Source organism: Rhodococcus sp. 15-725-2-2b, assembly GCF_002259075.1.
Taxonomy (GTDB): domain Bacteria; phylum Actinomycetota; class Actinomycetes; order Mycobacteriales; family Mycobacteriaceae; genus Rhodococcoides.
In genome coordinates, this window is record NZ_NPFL01000018.1 from 63,058 (window position 1) to 82,570 (window position 19,513).

Genomic DNA, 19,513 nt, shown 5'->3' on the forward strand with positions numbered 1-19,513 from the left:
CCCACCCGCCCCACTTCTTCACGGATACAAGAAAGAGCTGAGCACACGTGCGAGTCCCACAATCCTGGCTGACCGAGGTCCTGCACGCGGGGACTCCCGACTGGGCCGTCTCGCCCGAGGAGCTCGATGCCGGTTTCGTGCGGGTCGGGTTCGAGGTCGAGGAACTCGACTCGCTGGACAACGTGACCGGCCCATTGGTGGTGGGTCGGGTGAGTTCGATCGAGGAGCTGACCGAGTTCAAGAAGCCGATTCGCTTCTGCCTGGTGGACGTCGGCGGTGCCGAGCCGCAGGAAATCGTGTGCGGTGCCAGGAACTTCGCCGAGGGTGACCTGATCGTGGCGGCTCTGCCGGGCAGCGTTCTGCCCGGGGGATTCGCCATCGCGTCGCGCAAGACCTACGGCCGCAACTCCAACGGCATGATCTGCTCGACGCTCGAACTGGGGTTGGGTAAGGATCACTCCGGAATCCTGGTGCTGCCCGAGGGCACGGCCGCTCCTGGCGACGACGCCAAAGCTGTTCTCGGCCTGCAGGACTCGGTCATCGAGCTCAACGTGACCCCCGATCGCGGGTACGCCTTCTCGGTCCGTGGCCTCGCCCGTGAGCTGGCCTGCAGTTTCGATCTTCCCTTCGTGGATCCGGCGCGGACGGTTCCCACCGAGGTCACCGGTGACGCGTGGCCGGTCACCGTCGAACCGAACTCGGGCGCATCGCGATTCGCGCTGCGCAAGATCGTCGGCATCGATCCGACCGCGACCACGCCTTGGTGGATGCAGCGTCGACTTCTGCTGGCCGGTGTGCGCCCGATCTCGGCTGCCGTCGATGTCACCAACTACGTGCTGCACGAGCTCGGGCAGCCGCTGCACGCGTTCGATGCGTCCAAGCTCGACGGCGACCTCGTCGTCCGCCGCGCGAATGCGGGGGAGAAGCTGACCACCCTGGACGGCGTCGAGCGGGCTCTCGATCCCGAGGATGTCGTCATCGCCGACGGATCGGGAGCGATCTCGTTGGCGGGCGTCATGGGCGGCGCGTCCACCGAAGTCGACGATTCGACCACCGAGGTCGTGCTCGAAGCGGCGTCGTTCGATCCGCTCGCGGTGTTCCGCACCGGTCGTCGTCACAAACTCTCCAGCGAGGCCAGCAAGCGTTTCGAGCGGACCGTGGATTCGGCACTGCCGGTGGCGGCGCTCGATCGGGCCGCGCAGTTGCTGGTCGAGATCGCCGGTGGCCGGATCGAGCCCGTGTTGACCGATATCGGCGAGGCCGCCCAGTACCCCACGATCACGATGGACTTCGACCTCCCTGATCGAATCGCCGGAGTGCAGTACCCGAACGGCACCGCTGCCCGTCGGTTGACGCAGATCGGGTGCGGGGTCGAGGTGTCGGTCGACGACGGCGGACACGGCCAGCTCATCGTCACCCCGCCGTCCTGGCGACCGGATCTGGTGCAGCGCGCCGACCTGGTGGAAGAGGTGTTGCGCCTCGAAGGGCTCGAACAGATCCCCTCGGTACTGCCGTCGGCCCCGGGCGGTCGTGGCCTCACCGCCGAACAGAAGCGCAGGCGAGCCGTCGGCAAGGCACTCGCGTTCTCCGGGTACGTCGAGGTGCTGCCTCCGGTGTTCTTGCCCAAGGGTGTGTTCGACACGTGGGGACTCGATGCAGACGATCCGCGGCGCGCGACCACCTCGGTGCTCAATCCGCTCGAGGCCGATCGTCCCGAGCTCGCGACCACAGTGCTTCCGGGTTTGCTCGAGATGCTGAGCAGGAACATCGCCCGCGGCCAGCGAGACGTCTCGCTGTTCGGCATTGCTCAGGTGGTGCTTCGACACGACGCCACCGCTGCGGTGGACGCGTTGCCGGTCGATCGTCGTCCGACCGACGACCAGATCGCCATGCTTCGCGGTTCGTTGCCGGCGCAGCCGGTGCATGTGGGCATGGTGCTCACCGGGCAGCGTGAATTGTCGGGTCCCTGGGGTCCCGGTCGCGCGGCCGAGGCCGCCGATGCCTTCGCAGCGGTGCGTACCGTTGCCGAGGCGTCCGGGGTGCACGTCGATCTTCGCGCAGCACAGCATCTTCCGTGGCATCCGGGTCGGTGCGCGGAGGTCTTGCTCGACGGCGAGGTCGTCGGGTACGCGGGCGAGTTGCATCCGGCGGTGCTGGAGCGGGCGGGCTTGCCGCCGCGCACGTGTGCCGCCGAGTTGAGTCTGAGCGCTCTTCCCGTCGTCGAATCGCTCCCTGCCCCCGAGGTGTCTCCGTATCCGGCGGTGTTGCAGGACGTGGCCGTGGTGGTCGACGCGTCCGTACCTGCGGCGTCGGTGCAAGCTGCACTCACGATCGGCGGTGGCGACCTGCTCGAGTCGATTCGTTTGTTCGACGTCTACGAGGGCGAACAGGTCGGTGAGGGTCGTAAGTCCCTGGCGTTCGCGTTGCGATTCCGCGGAGCCGACGGCACCTTGACCGAGGATCAGGCGACGGCCGCCCGCGATGCGGCGGTCGAAGCGGCATCGAAGGCCGTCGGAGCGCAGTTGCGCAGTTGACTCAGCGCAGTTGCGCAGTTGACTCAGCGCAGTTGCGCAGCGGACTCGGCGCCGCTGCGCAGTTGGATCCGTGCACGCCCGGGCTCGGGTGTCCGTAGCGTGGAGTCACGAGTGGCCACAGGTGACGGGAGCAGCGCATGAGTGAATTCGGGACAGACGGTACGGCGACGGATGTGCAGGTGATCGAGCAGATCCTCGCTGCAGTGTCGGGTCGTCCGCGGTTGGCCCCGGTGGCGGCTGCCGCGGCGGCTCTGGCGGCCGAGCTGGGTACTGCAGATCCGGAGCCGGTCACCCCCGATCGTGGAGCCCCACCCGGAACGGTTCCCGACGTCGACGTCCCGCAGGTGACCAAGCCGCGGATCGACCAGCCGCTCGGTGATCCACCGCCGGGGGCTCCGCTCGGTGGCACGGTACCGGGAATCATCGACGCGGAATTGGTCGAGGACCTGCCCGGCGGTGCCGGATACGGTTCCGGTGCGGTGAGCGCACCGATCGGTGACTTCACCGATTCGGGGGTGCCGACGTGGGACGGTGTGCGAGACAGGGTCGAACAGCGCGCGGGCACAGCCGTCGGCGCAGAGGAGTTGGACCGTGAGTCGAGGGCGGGCCGTGACCTCGACGAGCAGTGGAACGAACGGCAGGAAGCGGGCCGCAGGAAGCTCGACGAGATCCGCAAGTCCATGGGTGGACGCTGACACAGCGGACCCGTTCATGAATGAGCTTGCATGATGCTGCATAATAAACCGCATGATTACTTCGGAGGCGACGCCGCGGCGCGTCGCGGTCGCGGGTGCCAGCGGATACGCCGGCGGTGAGATTCTCAGGCTGCTGCTCGGGCACCCTGGAGTGCGCGACGGTTCGTTGATCATCGGCTCTCTGACTGCGGGCGGCAATGCAGGCGCGACGCTGGGTGAATTCCATCCCCACCTGTTGCCACTGGCAGATCGCGTTCTCGGTCCCACCACTGTCGACGAACTCGCAGGGCACGATGTCGTGTTCCTCGGCCTCCCACACGGCAAGTCCGCCGAGCTCGCACTGCAGCTGCCCGATTCCGTGCTGATCATCGATTGCGGTGCCGACTTTCGTCTCACCGACGGTGCGGCCTGGGAGAAGTACTACAAGAGTCCTCACGCGGGCAGTTGGCCGTACGGCCTGCCGGAGCTGCCGGGTGGCCGCGAGCGGCTCGTCGGTGCCACCCGCATCGCCGTTCCCGGGTGCTACCCGACGGTGTCGTCTCTCGCGCTCGCACCCGCGGTCGCCGCAGGCATCATCGAGCCTCGCGTCAATATCGTCGCCGTGAGCGGTACCTCGGGTGCCGGTCGCGCTCCCAAGGCCGATCTTCTGGGTTCGGAGGTGATGGGTTCGGTTCGGGCGTACGCGGTTGCGGGCGCGCATCGCCACACTCCCGAGATCGTGCAGAACCTCTCGGCCGTCGCCGGTAGCGCTGTCGCGGTGTCCTTCACGCCGGTTCTCGCCCCGATGCCGCGCGGGATCCTCGCCACCTGTACCGCGGTCACCACCGCCACGCAGGCACAGGCCGTCGAGGTGTACGAAAAGGCATACGCCGCAGAGCCGTTCGTGCACGTGCTTCCGGCCGGCCGGCTTCCGCAAACCGGTTCGGTCATCGGATCGAATGCCGTGCAGATGAGCGTGTCGGTCGATGCAGACGCCGGCTTGCTCGTCGTGATCGCGGCCATCGACAATCTGGCCAAGGGCACGGCGGGAGCAGCAGTCCAATCCATGAATCTCGCACTGGGAATCACCGAGACCGAGGGTCTCTCTACCGTAGGAGTAGCACCATGAGCAGCGTCGGGAGCCAGGCGGAGGCCGTCGGCACGGTTGCGGGCAAGCTCGTGCGCACACAGGGTGTCACCGCTCCCGCGGGTTTCCGTGCCGCCGGTATTCCGGCCGGTATCAAGGCAAGTGGTAAGTCCGATCTGGCCCTGGTGTTCAACGAGGGTCCCGACTTCGCGGCAGCGGGTGTGTTCACCCGCAACAAGGTCAAGGCAGCGCCGGTGTTGTGGTCTCGGCAGGTGCTGTCCACCGGTCGACTGCGTGCGGTGATCCTCAACTCCGGTGGTGCCAACGCCTGCACGGGTGCGCCCGGGTTCCAGGACGCGCACCGCACGGCCGAGGAAGTGGCGTCGGCACTGAGCAATTGGGGTTCCGAGACCGGCGCTGTCGAGGTTGCCGTCTGCTCGACGGGGCTCATCGGTGACCGGCTCCCGATGGACAAGCTGCTGCCCGGCGTGACCGAGGTCGTGCACGAACTCGCAGGCGGCATTTCCGGTGGTACCGATGCGGCGTACGCGATCATGACCACCGACACCGTGCCCAAGCAGGCGGCTGTTCATCATGCCGACAAATGGAACGTCGGCGGCATGGCCAAGGGGGCAGGCATGCTGGCGCCGTCGTTGGCCACGATGCTCAGTGTCATCACCACCGATGCCGTTGCCACCGCAGACCAGCTCGACAAGGCACTGCGCGCGGCGACCCGATTGTCCTACGACCGGCTCGACGTCGACGGCGCATCGTCGACCAACGACACAGTGCTGCTGCTCTCCTCCGGGGCCAGTGGAGTGGCACCGTCACAGGAAGAACTCGACGCCGCGGTCCTGGCGGTGTGCGACGACCTGGCCGACCAGATGATGGCCGACGCCGAGGGCGTGACCAAGCGAGTGCGGATCACCGTGTCGGGCGCGGTGTCCGAGGACGAAGCCCTGATCGGTGCACGCACGGTCGCCAGGGACTCTCTGACCAAGACGGCACTGTTCGGTTCCGACCCCAACTGGGGCCGCGTTCTCGCGGCAATCGGCATCGCCCCGATCGAGCTCGACCCGGATCGAATTGCCGTGTCCTTCAACGGCAGTCCGGTGTGCATCGACGGCGTGGGGGCGCCGGGCGCTCGCGAGGTCGACCTGTCCGGTGTCGACATCGAGGTGACCATCGATCTGGGTCTGGGCGCGGGGTCGGCCACCATCCGAACGACCGATCTGTCGCACGCGTACGTCGAAGAGAACTCGGCGTACTCGTCATGACATCCGCCGCAGTGGATTTGACGGCTACGCAGAAGGCGTTCACCCTCGCCGAGGCACTGCCGTGGCTGCAGCGATTCTCGGGCAAGATCGTCGTGGTGAAGTACGGCGGAAACGCCATGATCGACGACGATCTGAAGCGGGCGTTCGCGGCCGACATGGTGTTTCTGCGCACCGTCGGAATTCATCCGGTCGTCGTGCACGGCGGAGGGCCGCAGATCTCGGCCATGCTGACCAGACTCGGCCTGGCAGGTGAATTCCGCGGCGGATTCCGCGTCACCACGCCCGAGGTCATGGACGTTGCGCGGATGGTGCTGTTCGGGCAGGTCGGGCGCGAGCTCGTCGGCCTGATCAACGGTCACGGTCCGTATGCCGTGGGGATCTCCGGTGAGGATGCGCACCTGTTCACCGCAACGCGTCGTACCGTGCTGGTCGACGGCATCGACACCGACATCGGCCTCGTCGGCGACGTCACGTCGGTGAACCCCGCTGCGGTGTTCGATCTCATTGCAGCAGGACGCATTCCGGTGGTGTCCACCATCGCTCCCGACCGCGACGGCGTCGTGCACAACATCAACGCCGACACTGCGGCCGCGGCGCTGGCCAGTGCCATCGGTGCCGAGAAGATGGTGGTGCTCACCGATGTCGAGGGCTTGTACACCGATTGGCCCGATCGCAGCTCGTTGACCTCCGAGATCGACGCGTCCGCGCTCGAGGCGTTGCTGCCCTCGCTCGACGCCGGGATGGTGCCGAAGATGGAAGCGTGTCTGCGTGCGGTTCGAGCGGGTGTGCCGTCGGCGCATGTCATCGACGGTCGCGTCGAACATTCCGTGCTGGTGGAGCTGTTCACCGGTGAGGGGATCGGCACCATGGTCACCCCCGATCATTCTTCTACGTCAGGAGTCATGCCATGACCGGCACCGAGTCCACCCTCGATCTGCAACAGCGGTGGTCGAATTCGTTGATGGACAACTACGGTGTTCCCCGTGTGGCGCTCGTGCGCGGCGAGGGTGCGGTGGTGACGGACGCCGACGGAAAGCAATACCTGGATCTGCTCGCTGGTATCGCCGTGAACATCCTCGGACATGCCCATCCGGCGGTGATCGAGGCGGTCACCGCTCAGCTGTCCACCCTCGGACACACCTCGAATCTCTATGCGACAGAACCCGGTATCGCGTTGGCCGAGCAGTTGCTCGCGCACCTCGGTGCCGGGGCCACCGGTCGGGTGTTCCTGTGCAATTCGGGAACCGAGGCCAATGAGGCGGCCTTCAAGATCGCTCGCCTGACCGGTCGCCCCAACATCGTGGCAGCCGAGAAGTCCTTCCACGGACGGACGATGGGTGCTCTCGCATTGACCGGTCAGCCGGACAAGCGGATCCCGTTCGAACCGATGCCTGCAGGCGTGCAGCATGTTCCGTACGGCGATGTGGCAGCTCTGGAAGCTGTGGTCGATTCCGATACTGCCGCAGTGTTTCTCGAGCCGATCATGGGCGAGGGTGGTGTGGTGGTTCCGCCCGAGGGATACCTCCTCGCCGCGCGTGAGATCACCGCGAAGCACGGTGCACTGTTGATCCTCGACGAGGTGCAGACCGGTATCGGCCGTACGGGATGGTTCTACGCCCACCAGTCGGTCGGCATCGTGCCCGACGTGATCACGCTCGCCAAGGGTCTGGGCGGTGGCCTGCCCATCGGTGCATGCATCGGCATCGGAGCGGCGGGGGAGTTGCTGCATCCGGGCAAGCACGGCACCACGTTCGGTGGTAACCCCGTATGCGCTGCGGCGGCTCTGGCCGTCCTGCGCACCGTTGCCGACGAGGATCTGATCTCGCACGCGGACAGCATCGGCAAGACGATCGCGCACTCCATCGAGAGCCTCGATCACCCTCTGGTGAGCCATGTTCGGGGTTCGGGGCTACTCCTCGGCGTGGTCCTCACCGCCGCCGTCGCACCGGCGGCCGAAGCGGCCGCGCGCGAGGCGGGCTTCCTCCTCAATGCGGCACAGCCCGACGTGCTCCGGCTCGCACCACCGTTGATCATCACCGAAGAGCAAGCCGCGTCGTTCGTGACGGCGTTACCGGCCATTCTCGACGCAGCACAGGAGGCTCATCAGCCATGACCGTTCAGCACTTTCTCCGGGACGACGACATCACGCCGCAGCAGCAGGGCGAAATCCTCGCTCTGGCAGCAGAGCTCAAACGTGCACCGTTCTCGAAGCGTCCTCTCGAAGGCCCCAAGGGGATCGGTGTCATCTTCGAGAAGAACTCGACGCGTACTCGCTTCTCGTTCGAGATGGGCATCGCTCAGTTGGGCGGCCATGCCGTCGTCGTGACAGGTCGCGACACACAGCTCGGTCGTGAGGAGACTCTGCAGGACACCGGCCGAGTTCTCTCGCGCTACGTCGAAGCGGTCGTGTGGCGCACGTTCGGACAGAAGCGGCTCGAGCAGATGGCCACCGGCGCAACCATTCCGATCGTCAACGCCCTCTCCAACGAGTTCCACCCCTGCCAGGTTCTGGCGGATCTGCAGACCCTGATCGAGCACAAGGGAAATCTGCAGGGCCGCACCTTGGCCTACTTCGGTGACGGTGCCAACAACATGGCGCACTCGCTGCTGATCGGCGGTGTCACGGCCGGGCTGAACGTGCGGATCGCCGCGCCAAAGGATTTCGCGCCGCTCGGCTACGTACTCGACGCGGCGCAGGCTCGCGCCGAGGAAACCGGGGCCACCATCACCATCACCGAGGACCCGGTCGAGGCAGCCACCGGTGCCGACGCGCTCGTCACCGACACCTGGACGTCGATGGGCCAGGAGAACGACGGTCTCGATCGCGTCGCCCCGTTCCGGCCCTATCGAATCGACTCCGATCTGCTCTCGAAGGCCCAGTCGGATGCCGTTGTGCTGCACTGCCTGCCCGCACATCGCGGCGAGGAGATCACCGACGAGGTGCTCGACGGTCCGCAGAGCGTCGTCTGGGACGAGGCCGAGAATCGCCTGCACGCGCAGAAGGCTCTGCTGGTGTGGCTTCTCGAACAGGCCAGTCGACCATGAGCGAGGACGTCACTGCGGTGCCGTTGACGGCGTCGACCCGCGCCGGCAGGCAGGCGCGGATCATCGCGTTGCTGGCCACGCATCAGGTACGTAGTCAACCGCAGCTGGCGTCGTTGCTCGCCGCCGAGGGAATCGACACCACTCAGGCGACGCTCTCGCGGGACCTGGAGGAACTGGGTGCGGTGAAGCTGCGCGCACCCGACGGTGGAGTGGGGGTGTACGTCGTGCCCGAGGACGGCAGCCCGGTTCGCGGAGTGTCCGGAGGCACCGATCGGCTCCTGAAGTTGCTGGGTGAGTTGTTGGTGTCCACCGATCACAGCGGAAACCAGGCCGTGCTCCGAACACCACCCGGCGCGGCGCACTACCTGGCCAGCGCTCTCGATCGCGCTGCGATGCCCGAGATCGTCGGGACCATCGCAGGAGACGACACGATTCTGTTGATAGCCCGCGAGCCACATACCGGTGGCGAGGTCGCGGACAAGATCGAAAAGCTTGCTCGACGCGGTAACTGAGATCCGGTTACCCATCATGCGCAACAAGAACAACGAAGGAGCTTGAACACCATGGCCGAACGCGTCATCCTCGCCTATTCCGGCGGACTCGACACCTCCGTCGCCATCAGCTGGATCGGGAGGGAGACCGGCAAGGAGGTCGTTGCCGTCGCCATCGATCTGGGGCAGGGCGGCGAGGACATGGACGTCGTGCGTCAGCGCGCACTCGATTGCGGCGCAGTCGAATCCGTCGTCGTCGATGCCAGGGACGAGTTCGCCGACGAGTACTGCCTGCCGACGATCCAGTCCAACGCGCTGTACATGGATCGGTACCCGCTCGTGTCGGCCATCAGCCGTCCGTTGATCGTCAAGCACCTCGTCGAGAACGCGCGGGCGCACGGCGGAACCGTTGTCGCACACGGGTGCACGGGCAAGGGCAACGACCAGGTTCGGTTCGAGGTCGGCTTCAACACCCTCGCCCCCGAGCTCGAGGTGTTGGCACCGGTTCGCGACTACGCGTGGACGCGCGAGAAGGCGATCAAGTTCGCCGAAGAGAACGACATCCCGATCAACGTGACCACCAAGTCGCCGTTCTCGATCGACCAGAACGTCTGGGGACGCGCGGTGGAGACCGGTTTCCTCGAGGACCTGTGGAACGCGCCGACCAAGGACGTCTACGACTACACCGAGGATCCGACGGTCAACTTCCAGGCTCCCGACGAGCTCATTGTCTCGTTCGACAAGGGTCGCCCCGTCGCGATCGACGGCCGTCCGGTCTCGGTACTCGAAGCGATCCAGGAGCTCAACACTCGTGCCGGAGCGCAGGGTGTCGGCCGCTTGGACGTCGTCGAGGATCGGCTCGTCGGCATAAAGAGTCGCGAGATCTACGAGGCACCCGGTGCCATGGTGCTCATCCGGGCCCACGAGGAGCTCGAGCACGTGACCCTCGAGCGCGAGCTCGGTCGCTACAAGCGCCACACCGACCAGAAGTGGGCCGAGCTGGTGTACGACGGCCTGTGGTACTCCCCGCTCAAGGGCGCTCTCGACACGTTCGTGCAGCACACGCAGGAGCACGTTTCCGGCGACATCCGCCTGGTCCTCCACGCGGGCGGGATCATCGTCAACGGACGCCGCAGTGGTGAGTCGTTGTACGACTTCAACCTCGCCACCTACGACGAGGGCGACACGTTCGACCAGTCCGCGGCCAAGGGATTCGTTCAGCTGCACGGACTCTCGTCGAAGATCGCCGCGAAGCGGGACCTGGGCCTGTGACGAATTCGGAGATCTCACACGGAACCAACGAGGGTTCGCTCTGGGGTGGCAGATTCGCATCCGGACCGGCCGCCGCCATGGCGGCGTTGAGCAAGTCGACGCACTTCGACTGGGTACTCGCGCCGTACGACATCCGCGCATCCATGGCGCACGCCCGGGTGCTGAACGGTGCCGGACTGCTCACCCCGCAGGACCTCGAGACCATGCTCGACGGTTTGCAGCGTCTCGCCGACGACGTCGCCTCCGGTGCGTTCGTGGCAGCCGATTCCGACGAGGACGTGCACGGCGCTCTCGAACGCGGTCTGATCGATCGTGTCGGACCCGAGGTCGGGGGCCGGCTGCGCGCGGGCCGGTCGCGTAACGACCAGGTCGCCACGCTGTTCCGGATGTGGCTGCGCGACGCCGTCCGTCGGGTGTCCGTCGGCGTTCTCGATGTGGTCGACGCGTTGGCCACCCAGGCAGCGGCGCATCCGACGGCCGTCATGCCGGGCAAGACGCATTCGCAGGCCGCGCAGCCGGTGTTGCTGGCGCATCATCTGCTCGCGCACACCCATCCGTTGCTGCGCGACGTGCAGCGCTTCGCGGACTTCGACACGCGAGCAGCGGTGTCGCCGTACGGTTCCGGGGCTCTCGCCGGCTCGTCACTGGGTCTGAGTCCGGAGAAGATCGCAGCCGAGCTCGGATTCGACTCGTCCGCCGAGAACTCGATCGACGCCACGTCCTCGCGCGACTTCGCGGCCGAGGCTGCGTTCGTGTTGGCGATGACGGCGGTCGATCTGTCTCGGTTCGCCGAGGAGGTCATATCGTGGAGCACGCCCGAGTACGGCTACGTCACATTGGCCGACGCATGGTCCACTGGCAGTTCGATCATGCCGCAGAAGAAGAATCCGGATGTCGCGGAGCTGACCCGCGGAAAGACCGGTCGACTGATCGGAAACCTCACCGGTCTACTGGCCACGCTCAAGGCGCAACCGTTGGCCTACAACCGTGATCTCCAGGAGGACAAGGAGCCGGTGTTCGACTCGGTGGCGCAGCTCGAGCTGTTGCTGCCTGCACTCACGGGATTGACGGCAACGCTCGAATTCCACACCGAGCGCATGGCCGAACTCGCACCGGCCGGGTTCACGCTCGCCACCGACATCGCCGAGTGGATGGTGCGGCAGGGGATCGCGTTCCGCGTAGCTCACGAGGCCGCGGGTGCCTGTGTCCGAGCGGCCGAGGCTCGAGGGGTCGGGCTGGCGGATCTGACCGACGACGAGCTCGCCGCGATCGATCCTTCCCTCACGCCGGCCGTTCGTGAGGTGCTCACGGTGGAGGGTTCCATCTCGTCGCGGGACGCCCGCGGTGGCACTGCCGCGGTGCAGGTGGCGCATCAGCTCGGGGGCGTGCGAGCCACGGCGTCGATGCTGCGTACGTGGGCCGAGGAACCGGTGCTGCGGCACTGAGTGCGCAATCGACATCCCTGCCGGTTCGTCGAGTGTGATGTGAGAAGCTTTCGTCACGCGAAGACCGATGCCGGTCGTTCCGTCGGGGCCGAACGCAGGAGTGTACTTGTGGGACTGAATGCAGACGCCGTACGCGGCCCACTGCGCCGTGCCATCGCCACGGCGCAGAACGGTCTCGAGGTCATCCGTCTCGGTGGGCTCGAGACCGAGGTGGACCCGTCACCGTTTCGGGTGATGGACCGCGAGCCGATGTATCGGCTTCGTCGTTACTTCCCCGACGATGTTCCTGCGGACAGTCCTCCGGTGGTGCTGATTCCTCCGATGATGGTCTCCGCGGACGTCTACGACGTGACGACCGACCAAGGGGCGGCGGGAATCCTGCACGGCATGGGGTTGGATCCGTGGGTCGTCGACTTCGGTTCGCCCGATACCGAGGAAGGCGGATGGGGCCGCACGCTCGCCGATCACGTGGTGGCGATCAGCGAGGTCGTCGACAAGGTGCACGAGCACACCGGTCGCGATGTACACCTGGGTGGCTATTCCCAGGGCGGAATGTTCTGCTACCAGGCGGCCGCCTACCGAGGCGGCCGAAATCTGGCCAGTCTCATCACCTTCGGGGCTCCGGTCGATACACTCGCCGGTTTGCCTCTCGGGATCCCGGCCGGAGTGGCGACGCGAGGTGCGGAGTTCCTGGCCGACCATGTGTTCACCCGGCTCGCCGTGTCGGGGTGGATGGCGCGGACGGGATTCCAATTGCTCGATCCGGCGAAGACCGTGCGGTCGCGCTTGGATTTCCTACGCCAGTTGCACGACCGTGAGGCACTGTTGCCACGCGAGCCGCAGCGACGCTTTCTGGCGATGGACGGGTGGGTGGCCTGGTCCGGCCCGGCCGTTGCCGAGTTGTTGAAGCAGTTCGTCGTGCACAACCGCATGATGACCGGCGGGTTTGTCATCAAGGACAGACTGTTGACTCTGGCAGAACTGACGGTGCCGGTGTTGGCCTTCGTCGGCGAGGTGGACGACATCGGTCAACCGCTCGCCGTCCGCGGCATCCAGCGCGCTGCCCCGCGTGCGCAGGTCTTCGAAACAACCTTGCGCGCAGGCCATTTCGGCTTGGTTGTCGGCAGTACCGCGGCTGCGCAGACGTGGCCGACGACGGGAAACTGGATTCGGTGGCGGGAAGATCTCGGACCCAGGCCCGAGGCGGTCCGCGTCATGGAACGCGAGGATCACGGTGACAGCGACAGCGGAGTGTCGATCACCAATCGACTGATTCATACCGCTGCCTCCATCGCCGAAGTCGGCGTCGGTGTCGGCCGCGGGCTGGCGTCGGCCGCGACGGGGGCGGTGCGCGGTACCCGGGAGATCTCGTCCGAAGCCGTGCGTACCTTGCCGAGGCTCGCCCGCCTGGGGCAGATGCAGCCCCACAGCCGAGTCTCGTTGGGCCGCTTGATCGCCGAACAGGGACGTAAATCTCCGAACGGCGAGTGCTTCCTGTTCGACGATCGAGTGCACACCTACGATGCCGTGAACGTTCGCATCGACAACGTGGTGCGCGGTCTGATCAGCGTCGGCGTGCGGCCCGCGTCGCGCATCGGAGTGCTGATGGAGACCCGCCCCAGCGCGTTGGCTGCCATGGCGGCGCTCTCGCGGATCGGGGCGGTGCCTGTTCTGCTGCAGCCTGGCAGCGACCTGACTGCAGCCTTGCGGACCGTCGACGTCGACACGGTGATCGCGGATCCGGAGAACGTGGCAGCTGCAGTGTCGGTGACACCGAACGTCCTGGTGCTCGGCGGCGGAGACACGCGGACGCTCGACGTCCCGTCCGGATACGAGGTCACAGATCTCGAGGCCATCGATCCCGACACGGTGCGTTTGCCCCAGTGGTACGAGCCGGACCCGGGTCGTGCCCGCGAACTGGCGATGATCCTGTTCACGACTACCGATCACGGTCTCGAACCGCGATACATCACCAACCACCGCTGGGCCTTGTCCGCTTTCGGTACGGCCACCACTGCTGCTCTCGGTCCCGGCGATACTGTGTATTGCCTTGCACCGCTGCATCATTCGGCAGGAATCCTCGTCACGATCGGTGGTGCACTCGCGGGCGGATCGCGGATCGCACTGTCGCGTGGTCTCGAGCCCGAGAGGTTCAGCGAAGAGGTCTACCGCTACGGCGTCACGGTCGTGAGCTACACCTGGACGATGATGCGTCAGATCCTCGACGACGGCCGATTCCCCGTCGACTCCGGTCACCCGGTGCGGCTGTTCATCGGATCCGGCATGCCGGTGGGGCTGTGGCGACGCACTCTCGCAAGATTCAGCCCGGCTCGGGTACTCGAGTTCTACGCCTCCACCGAGAACGACGTGATTCTGGCCAACGTCGCAGGCTCGAAGATCGGATCCAAGGGCCGCCCGTTGCCCGGTAGCGCACGGGTTGCATTGGCGGCCTACGACCCGATCACCGGGCGTCTCGAAGAGGACGACGAGGGCTTCGTCCGACAGTGCCGCGACGACGAGATCGGACTACTCCTCGGCCGACCGAGCGGAGACGGCGAAGCGACCAGTCACGTCATGCGGGGAGTATTCGAACCCGCGGACGCGTGGATCCCCACCGAGAACCTGTTCCGTCGCGATTCCGACGGCGACTACTGGCTCGTCGACCGCAAGGACACCGTCGTGCGATCGGCCTGCGGGCCGGTGTACACCCAACCGATCGTCGACGCGGTGGGTGACCTGGACCAGGTCGATTCGGCTGTGGTGTACGGAGTGCGGGTGACGTCCGATCGGCCACGATCGGTGCGCGTCGAGGCATCGGCCACCGAGGTGGCCGTCTGCGCCATATCGCTGCAACCGGAAGCGGTGATCACCGCTCGTGCGTTGACGGACACTCTCGGCGTGCTGCTGCCGGCGGAGCGCCCGGCGATCGTGCACGTGGTGCCCGAAATTCCGGTGGGTCGCGCGTACCGACCGACCGCGACGGCGTTGAAGCAGGTCGGCATTCCGACGCCGAGTGCGCGTTCGTGGTACTACGACTCCGAGTCGAACAGCTATCGTCGAATGACGAAAGCTGTTGTGGCCGAGCGGTTCGTCGGACGAGAAGCCGCCGCCGAACAATCGTCGTAGCAATGACGTCATAGCAATGACTCAGGGCAGAACGGAACGTGTTCGGTAGCGTAAGCGAGTACACCACTTCCGGTTCGACCGGATCAGAACGAAGGACACCCGTGGCAATCGATTCGACACTGCTTTCCATTCTTGCGTGCCCAGTGGACAAGGGACCGCTGTTGTTGATCGAAGGGGAACTGCTCTACAACCCGCGTCTTCGGCGTGCATATCCCATCGAGAACGGAATCCCGGTGTTGCTCGCGGACGACGCCCGCGATGTCGACGACGCCGAGCACGAGTCGATCCTGTCGCGCGCCACGTCCTAGTACTTTCCGTCGGTCACCCGCGTTCGTCGACCACTGGGTTCGTCGACCACTGGGTTCGTCGACTACGGCGTTCTACGACTACGGGGTTCTACGACGCAATGTCGCGGCGGCTCCGATCAGCGCGGCGACGGTGAAAGCCATGACCAGGGCGAGGTCGGTCCACATACGGCCGGTGGCCGCGGGGTACCGGGCTATCTCCTGGAGCGCGTCGACCAGGTAGCTCAGCGGCAGAACATCGCTGATCGCGCTCAGCCAGTTCGGCATCTGGTCTCGCGGCACCAGTAGTCCGCACAGGAACAGCTGCGGAATCACGACGACCGGCATGAACTGAACGGCTTGGAACTCGGTGCGAGCGAACGCGCTGCACAGCAGTCCGATGGCGACGCCGAGCATCGCTCCCAGGACTGCGATCACCAGAACCCATCCGACCGAGCCCTCGATGTCGAGCCCGAGAAATCCGAACGCGACGGTGCACGCGAGCAGCGCTTGACCGACAGCGGCGAGCGAGAAGGCGGACCCGTAGCTCGCAAGCAGGTCCAGTTTGGACATCGGCGTCGTCAGCAGGCGCTCGAGCGTTCCGGAGGTGCGTTCACGCTGCATCGAGATCGACGTGATCAGGAACATGACGACGAACGGCAGGATGCCGAGCATCGTGATGGCGATCCGATCGAACAACGACTGCTGGTTCGGCTGGGTCGGCACGTCTTGGTAGAGGTAGTACAGCAACACCATCAGCAGGGACGGAACGAGCAGCACCATGGCGACCGATCGATGGTCGGCTCTGAGCTGGCGCAGGATGCGGCCGGTGCCGGCTGCATAGATCCGCGCGTTCACGATGTCTGTTCCATGGATCTGACGAGAGACAGGAATGCGCGATCGAGGGTCGTTTCGTTCGTGCGTGCGAGTAGCGCGTCAGGGCTCGATTGGGCCAGCACGGTGCCGTCGCGCATCAGAACGAGACGGCTGCAGTGCTCGGCCTCTTCCATCACGTGGCTCGAGACCAGCACCGTTGTGCCTCGTGCTGCAATATCGGCGAAACGTGACCACAGCTCGGAGCGCAGCACGGGATCCAAGCCGACGGTCGGTTCGTCGAGCACGATCAGCTCGGGTTCGGCAATGAGCGCACTGGCCAGGGATACCCGCCCCAGTTGACCACCCGAGAGTTCGCCCGCCCGTGACGATGCGTGGTCGGCCAGGCCGACCGACTCGATGGCGGACGCCACGTCCGCGCCGCGGCGACCGTACAGCGACCCGAAGTACTGCACGTTCTCGCGAACGGTGAGATCTCGATAGACACTCGGCGCCTGGGTCACGTAGCCGACCGTGCGGCGCAATGGTGCCGAGCCAGCCGGAGATCCGAGGACTGTCACGGTTCCGCTGTCCACGATCTGAGTGCCGACGATCGCACGCATCAGAGTCGTCTTGCCGCAGCCCGACGGACCGAGAAGTCCCGTGATGGCTCCACGAGGGATCGTCAGGGACAAACTGCGCAGCACCGTTCGTTTGCCGCGGCGAACCGTCAGCCCTGTGATGTCGACGGCGTGTTCACCGGTGAACGCCATGTCGGCCTCCAGACTCGTCGGATGTTGCAGTAGTAGCCCCGTCGCGCTCGGTGGTCAAGGGCGAAGCATCATAGGAGGGATGAATGCCGTTGAGTTGGAGACCGGGGAGCCCGACGACGCAGCGCGACGCATCCTCGGTGGAACCATCACCGTGGGCGACGTGTCCGTGCGCATCGTCGAAGTCGAGGCCTACGGTGGTCCGCTCGACGGTCCGTGGCCCGATCCGGCCGCGCATTCCTTCCGGGGGCAGACCGCTCGCAACGAGGTGATGTTCGGTCCTGCAGGTCGTCTCTACGTCTACCTGAGTTACGGAATGCATCTCTGTGTGAACGTGAGCTGCGGCCCGGACGGTACGGCCGCTGCTGTGTTGCTTCGTGCGGGTGAGGTGGTGGCGGGCCACCACGTCGTCGAGAGCAGGCGTGCCGGCCGCGGCCCACGATCGGCGCGGGTCGAGGCCGGTTGGGCCCGCGGGCCGGGCAATCTCGGTCGAGCAATGGGCGTGTCGCTGGAAGACAACGGAAAGGACGTGTTCGACGCGTCGTCGCCCGTCACCCTCGACCTTCTCGAACGCCCGCTGCACGAGAAGATAGTTGGATCCGGCCCACGGGTGGGGGTGAGTGCCGCGGCCGATCGTCCGTGGCGCTTCTGGGTGCTCGGGTCACCGTCGGTATCGAGCTACAAACGGAGTCCTCGCGCCGCCGCGCCCGGTGGCTCGGAGGCCTGACCGACGTGTGGATGCGTCCATGCAGGAGAATCGACGTCGTGAGTGAGAACATCATCGACGAAATGACCTGGCGTGGACTGATCGCGCAGTCCACAGATGTGGACGCGCTGAAGAAGGCCACATCCGAGGGCCCGATCACGCTGTACTCCGGCTTCGATCCGACCGGTCCTTCGCTACACGCAGGGCACCTCGTGCCGTTGCTGGCGCTCAAGCGTTTTCAGCGGGCAGGCCACCGTCCGATCGTTCTCGCCGGTGGTGCCACAGGACTCATCGGTGACCCGCGCGATGTGGGGGAGCGGACCATGAATTCCCGCGAGGTCGTCACCGACTGGGCGTCGCGTATCCGTGGCCAGCTCGAGCGGTTCGTCGATATGGACGAGAGCCCGACTGGCGCAGTGGTGGTGAACAACCTGGCCTGGACGGGGGAATTGTCCGCGATCGACTTTCTCCGCGACATCGGCAAGCACTTCTCGATCAACGTGATGCTTGCTCGCGAGACGGTCAAGAACAGGCTCGAGAGCGACGGAATGTCGTACACCGAGTTCAGCTACATGCTGCTGCAGGCGAACGACTACGTGCAGCTTCGCCGCCAGTACGGCTGCAGCCTCCAGATCGGTGGCTCCGATCAGTGGGGAAACATCATCGCCGGGGTGGAACTCAACCGGCGTCAAGACGCCGAGTCGGTCCATGCAATGACGGTTCCGCTGGTCACGTCCGCCGATGGGAAGAAGTTCGGTAAATCCACCGGCGGCGGCAGCCTGTGGCTCGACCCGGAGATGACGAGCCCGTACGCCTGGTACCAGTACTTCGTGAATACCGGTGACGCGGATGTGGTGAAGTACCTGCGCTGGTTCACCTTCCTGTCCAAGGACGAGTTGGCAGAACTCGAGTCGGCGACCACCGAGCGTCCGCACGCGCGCGAAGCGCAGAAGCGCTTGGCCGCAGAGATGACCACGCTTGTCCACGGTGAAGCGGCGACGCGATCGGTCGAACTCGCCAGCCAGGCGCTCTTCGGGCGGGCCGAACTGACGGAACTCGACGAGAAGACGCTCGCCGCCGCGCTACAGGAAGCGTCTGTGGCGGATATCGAAGCGGGTGCGCCGAACACCATCATCGATCTGCTCGTCGCTACCGGGTTGAGCGAAAGCAAGGGCGCTGCCCGACGCGCGGTCAAGGAGGGTGGCACATCGGTCAACAACGTCAAGATCTCCGACGAGGAGTGGACGCCCGGCGCGGACGATCTCCTGCACGGCCGGTGGTTGGTGGTGCGACGCGGAAAGCGGAACTTCGCCGGAGCCCGAATCCTCGGCTAGATTTTCGATGGCTGCCAGTGGCCGGAGTCACATCCGTGTAATTTGGTTACGACGCCCGTCAGGTGGGTAAGTGACGCGGTGCGACCAGGTCGTTCACGCGAACTATCCGTGAACGACCTGGGGATTTGACGCGTTGTTATCCGGGGCGTAACTTTGTCCAGGTCAGAGCGACACGGACGCCAGCCCAGACCGCAAGGCCTGAGCGACGCGGAGTTCGCCTTCGACAAGATGAAGTCGATCGGATCGCAAGATTTCGACCCCTTCACGGATGAGAAGCCAGTTTGACTGCGCTCGATCATCTGATCTAAGCTGGAACGGTTGCCCCGGACATCCACGAGCTTCAGCTCGACGGTGACTGGTGTGTGCGTGTTCTTTGAGAACTCAACAGTGTGTCGATGAATGTCAGTGCCGAATGTTTTTGGCGCTCATGCCTTTTGGGGTGTGGGTGTGACACCTTCTTGCTTCATTCTTCCCGTCTGAGGTGAGAGGGTTTTGTTTGTTTTGCTAGTTGAGTTTTTTTGCTAGTGATTTGACTCTTTATGTTTATGACTGATTCGCAGTTTCGGCTGTTGATCGAGAGTCTTTTACGGAGAGTTTGATCCTGGCTCAGGACGAACGCTGGCGGCGTGCTTAACACATGCAAGTCGAGCGGTAA

16 protein-coding genes and 1 rRNA gene are annotated in these 19,513 nt (G+C 65.4%); 15 read left to right on the forward strand and 2 right to left on the reverse strand.

Annotated features, from left to right (window positions below; all coding sequences use genetic code 11):
• Positions 1-47 precede the first annotated feature (47 nt).
• The 12 genes from pheT (at position 48) to CH306_RS20750 (ending at position 15,259) form a co-directional block, all read left to right on the forward strand.
• Entirely contained in the window at positions 48-2,534 is a 2,487-nt protein-coding gene (gene pheT, locus CH306_RS20695) for a phenylalanine--tRNA ligase subunit beta (protein WP_094647842.1), read from the forward strand.
• Between the two features lie 137 nt (positions 2,535-2,671).
• Positions 2,672-3,229, forward strand: coding sequence for a hypothetical protein (locus CH306_RS20700; protein ID WP_094647843.1), 558 nt, complete (start codon positions 2,672-2,674; stop codon positions 3,227-3,229).
• 52 nt (positions 3,230-3,281) lie between these two features.
• Complete coding sequence (argC, locus tag CH306_RS20705) at positions 3,282-4,337, forward strand: N-acetyl-gamma-glutamyl-phosphate reductase (RefSeq protein WP_032394293.1); 1,056 nt, start codon at positions 3,282-3,284, stop codon at positions 4,335-4,337.
• The gene (gene argJ / locus CH306_RS20710; RefSeq protein WP_045195009.1) at positions 4,334-5,572 is read left to right on the forward strand and encodes a bifunctional glutamate N-acetyltransferase/amino-acid acetyltransferase ArgJ; all 1,239 of its coding nucleotides are present in this window, start codon (positions 4,334-4,336) and stop codon (positions 5,570-5,572) included. Before argC ends, argJ begins: the two co-directional genes overlap by 4 nt.
• Entirely contained in the window at positions 5,569-6,483 is a 915-nt protein-coding gene (gene argB / locus CH306_RS20715) for an acetylglutamate kinase (RefSeq protein ID WP_094647844.1), read from the forward strand. The genes argJ and argB overlap by 4 nt, the downstream gene beginning before the upstream one ends.
• Positions 6,480-7,685 (forward strand): acetylornithine transaminase, encoded by a 1,206-nt coding sequence (locus CH306_RS20720; protein WP_094647845.1) that lies wholly within the window; start codon positions 6,480-6,482, stop codon positions 7,683-7,685. The genes argB and CH306_RS20720 overlap by 4 nt, the downstream gene beginning before the upstream one ends.
• Entirely contained in the window at positions 7,682-8,617 is a 936-nt protein-coding gene (argF, locus tag CH306_RS20725) for an ornithine carbamoyltransferase (protein WP_094632456.1), read from the forward strand. Before CH306_RS20720 ends, argF begins: the two co-directional genes overlap by 4 nt.
• Positions 8,614-9,129, forward strand: coding sequence for an arginine repressor (locus CH306_RS20730; protein ID WP_037192611.1), 516 nt, complete (start codon positions 8,614-8,616; stop codon positions 9,127-9,129). Before argF ends, CH306_RS20730 begins: the two co-directional genes overlap by 4 nt.
• Before the next feature lie 51 nt (positions 9,130-9,180).
• Entirely contained in the window at positions 9,181-10,380 is a 1,200-nt protein-coding gene (locus tag CH306_RS20735; RefSeq protein WP_094647846.1) for an argininosuccinate synthase, read from the forward strand.
• The gene (gene argH, locus CH306_RS20740; protein ID WP_230596634.1) at positions 10,377-11,825 is read left to right on the forward strand and encodes an argininosuccinate lyase; all 1,449 of its coding nucleotides are present in this window, start codon (positions 10,377-10,379) and stop codon (positions 11,823-11,825) included. The genes CH306_RS20735 and argH overlap by 4 nt, the downstream gene beginning before the upstream one ends.
• Before the next feature lie 108 nt (positions 11,826-11,933).
• The gene (locus CH306_RS20745; RefSeq protein ID WP_094632470.1) at positions 11,934-14,951 is read left to right on the forward strand and encodes an AMP-binding protein; all 3,018 of its coding nucleotides are present in this window, start codon (positions 11,934-11,936) and stop codon (positions 14,949-14,951) included.
• A gap of 101 nt (positions 14,952-15,052) precedes the next feature.
• Positions 15,053-15,259 carry a Trm112 family protein gene (locus tag CH306_RS20750; RefSeq protein WP_032394286.1) on the forward strand — a complete coding sequence of 69 codons (207 nt, stop codon included), beginning with the start codon at positions 15,053-15,055 and terminating at the stop codon, positions 15,257-15,259.
• A 78-nt stretch (positions 15,260-15,337) separates the two neighbouring features.
• Here CH306_RS20750 and CH306_RS20755 read toward each other — a convergent pair whose 3' ends face one another.
• Together CH306_RS20755 and CH306_RS20760 are read right to left on the reverse strand one after the other, a co-directional pair.
• Positions 15,338-16,093 (reverse strand): ABC transporter permease, encoded by a 756-nt coding sequence (locus CH306_RS20755; protein ID WP_032394285.1) that lies wholly within the window; start codon positions 16,091-16,093, stop codon positions 15,338-15,340.
• Positions 16,090-16,821, reverse strand: a complete 732-nt coding sequence (locus CH306_RS20760; RefSeq protein WP_094647847.1) for an ABC transporter ATP-binding protein — start codon at positions 16,819-16,821, stop codon at positions 16,090-16,092. Before CH306_RS20760 ends, CH306_RS20755 begins: the two co-directional genes overlap by 4 nt.
• 79 nt (positions 16,822-16,900) lie before the next feature.
• On the opposite strand from CH306_RS20760, the gene CH306_RS20765 reads away from it, so the two are divergent.
• The 3 genes from CH306_RS20765 to CH306_RS20775 all read left to right on the forward strand — a co-directional run.
• Complete coding sequence (locus tag CH306_RS20765) at positions 16,901-17,545, forward strand: DNA-3-methyladenine glycosylase (protein WP_094632462.1); 645 nt, start codon at positions 16,901-16,903, stop codon at positions 17,543-17,545.
• 38 nt (positions 17,546-17,583) lie between these two features.
• Entirely contained in the window at positions 17,584-18,858 is a 1,275-nt protein-coding gene (gene tyrS, locus CH306_RS20770) for a tyrosine--tRNA ligase (protein WP_094647848.1), read from the forward strand.
• A 583-nt stretch (positions 18,859-19,441) separates the two neighbouring features.
• Positions 19,442-19,513, forward strand: a 16S ribosomal RNA gene (locus CH306_RS20775); the annotation flags it as partial.

Bases quoted from the DNA above. Each gene is read 5' to 3' on its own strand.
- argJ (WP_045195009.1), top strand. From the start codon at position 4,334: ATGAGCAGCGTCGGGAGCCAGGCGGAGGCCGTCGGCACGGTTGCGGGC.
- argF (WP_094632456.1), top strand. From the start codon at position 7,682: ATGACCGTTCAGCACTTTCTCCGGGACGACGACATCACGCCGCAGCAG.
- CH306_RS20700 (WP_094647843.1), top strand. From the start codon at position 2,672: ATGAGTGAATTCGGGACAGACGGTACGGCGACGGATGTGCAGGTGATC.
- CH306_RS20765 (WP_094632462.1), top strand. From the start codon at position 16,901: ATGAATGCCGTTGAGTTGGAGACCGGGGAGCCCGACGACGCAGCGCGA.
- CH306_RS20760 (WP_094647847.1), bottom strand. From the start codon at position 16,821: ATGGCGTTCACCGGTGAACACGCCGTCGACATCACAGGGCTGACGGTT.
- argC (WP_032394293.1), top strand. From the start codon at position 3,282: ATGATTACTTCGGAGGCGACGCCGCGGCGCGTCGCGGTCGCGGGTGCC.
- argB (WP_094647844.1), top strand. From the start codon at position 5,569: ATGACATCCGCCGCAGTGGATTTGACGGCTACGCAGAAGGCGTTCACC.
- CH306_RS20730 (WP_037192611.1), top strand. From the start codon at position 8,614: ATGAGCGAGGACGTCACTGCGGTGCCGTTGACGGCGTCGACCCGCGCC.
- CH306_RS20735 (WP_094647846.1), top strand. From the start codon at position 9,181: ATGGCCGAACGCGTCATCCTCGCCTATTCCGGCGGACTCGACACCTCC.
- CH306_RS20720 (WP_094647845.1), top strand. From the start codon at position 6,480: ATGACCGGCACCGAGTCCACCCTCGATCTGCAACAGCGGTGGTCGAAT.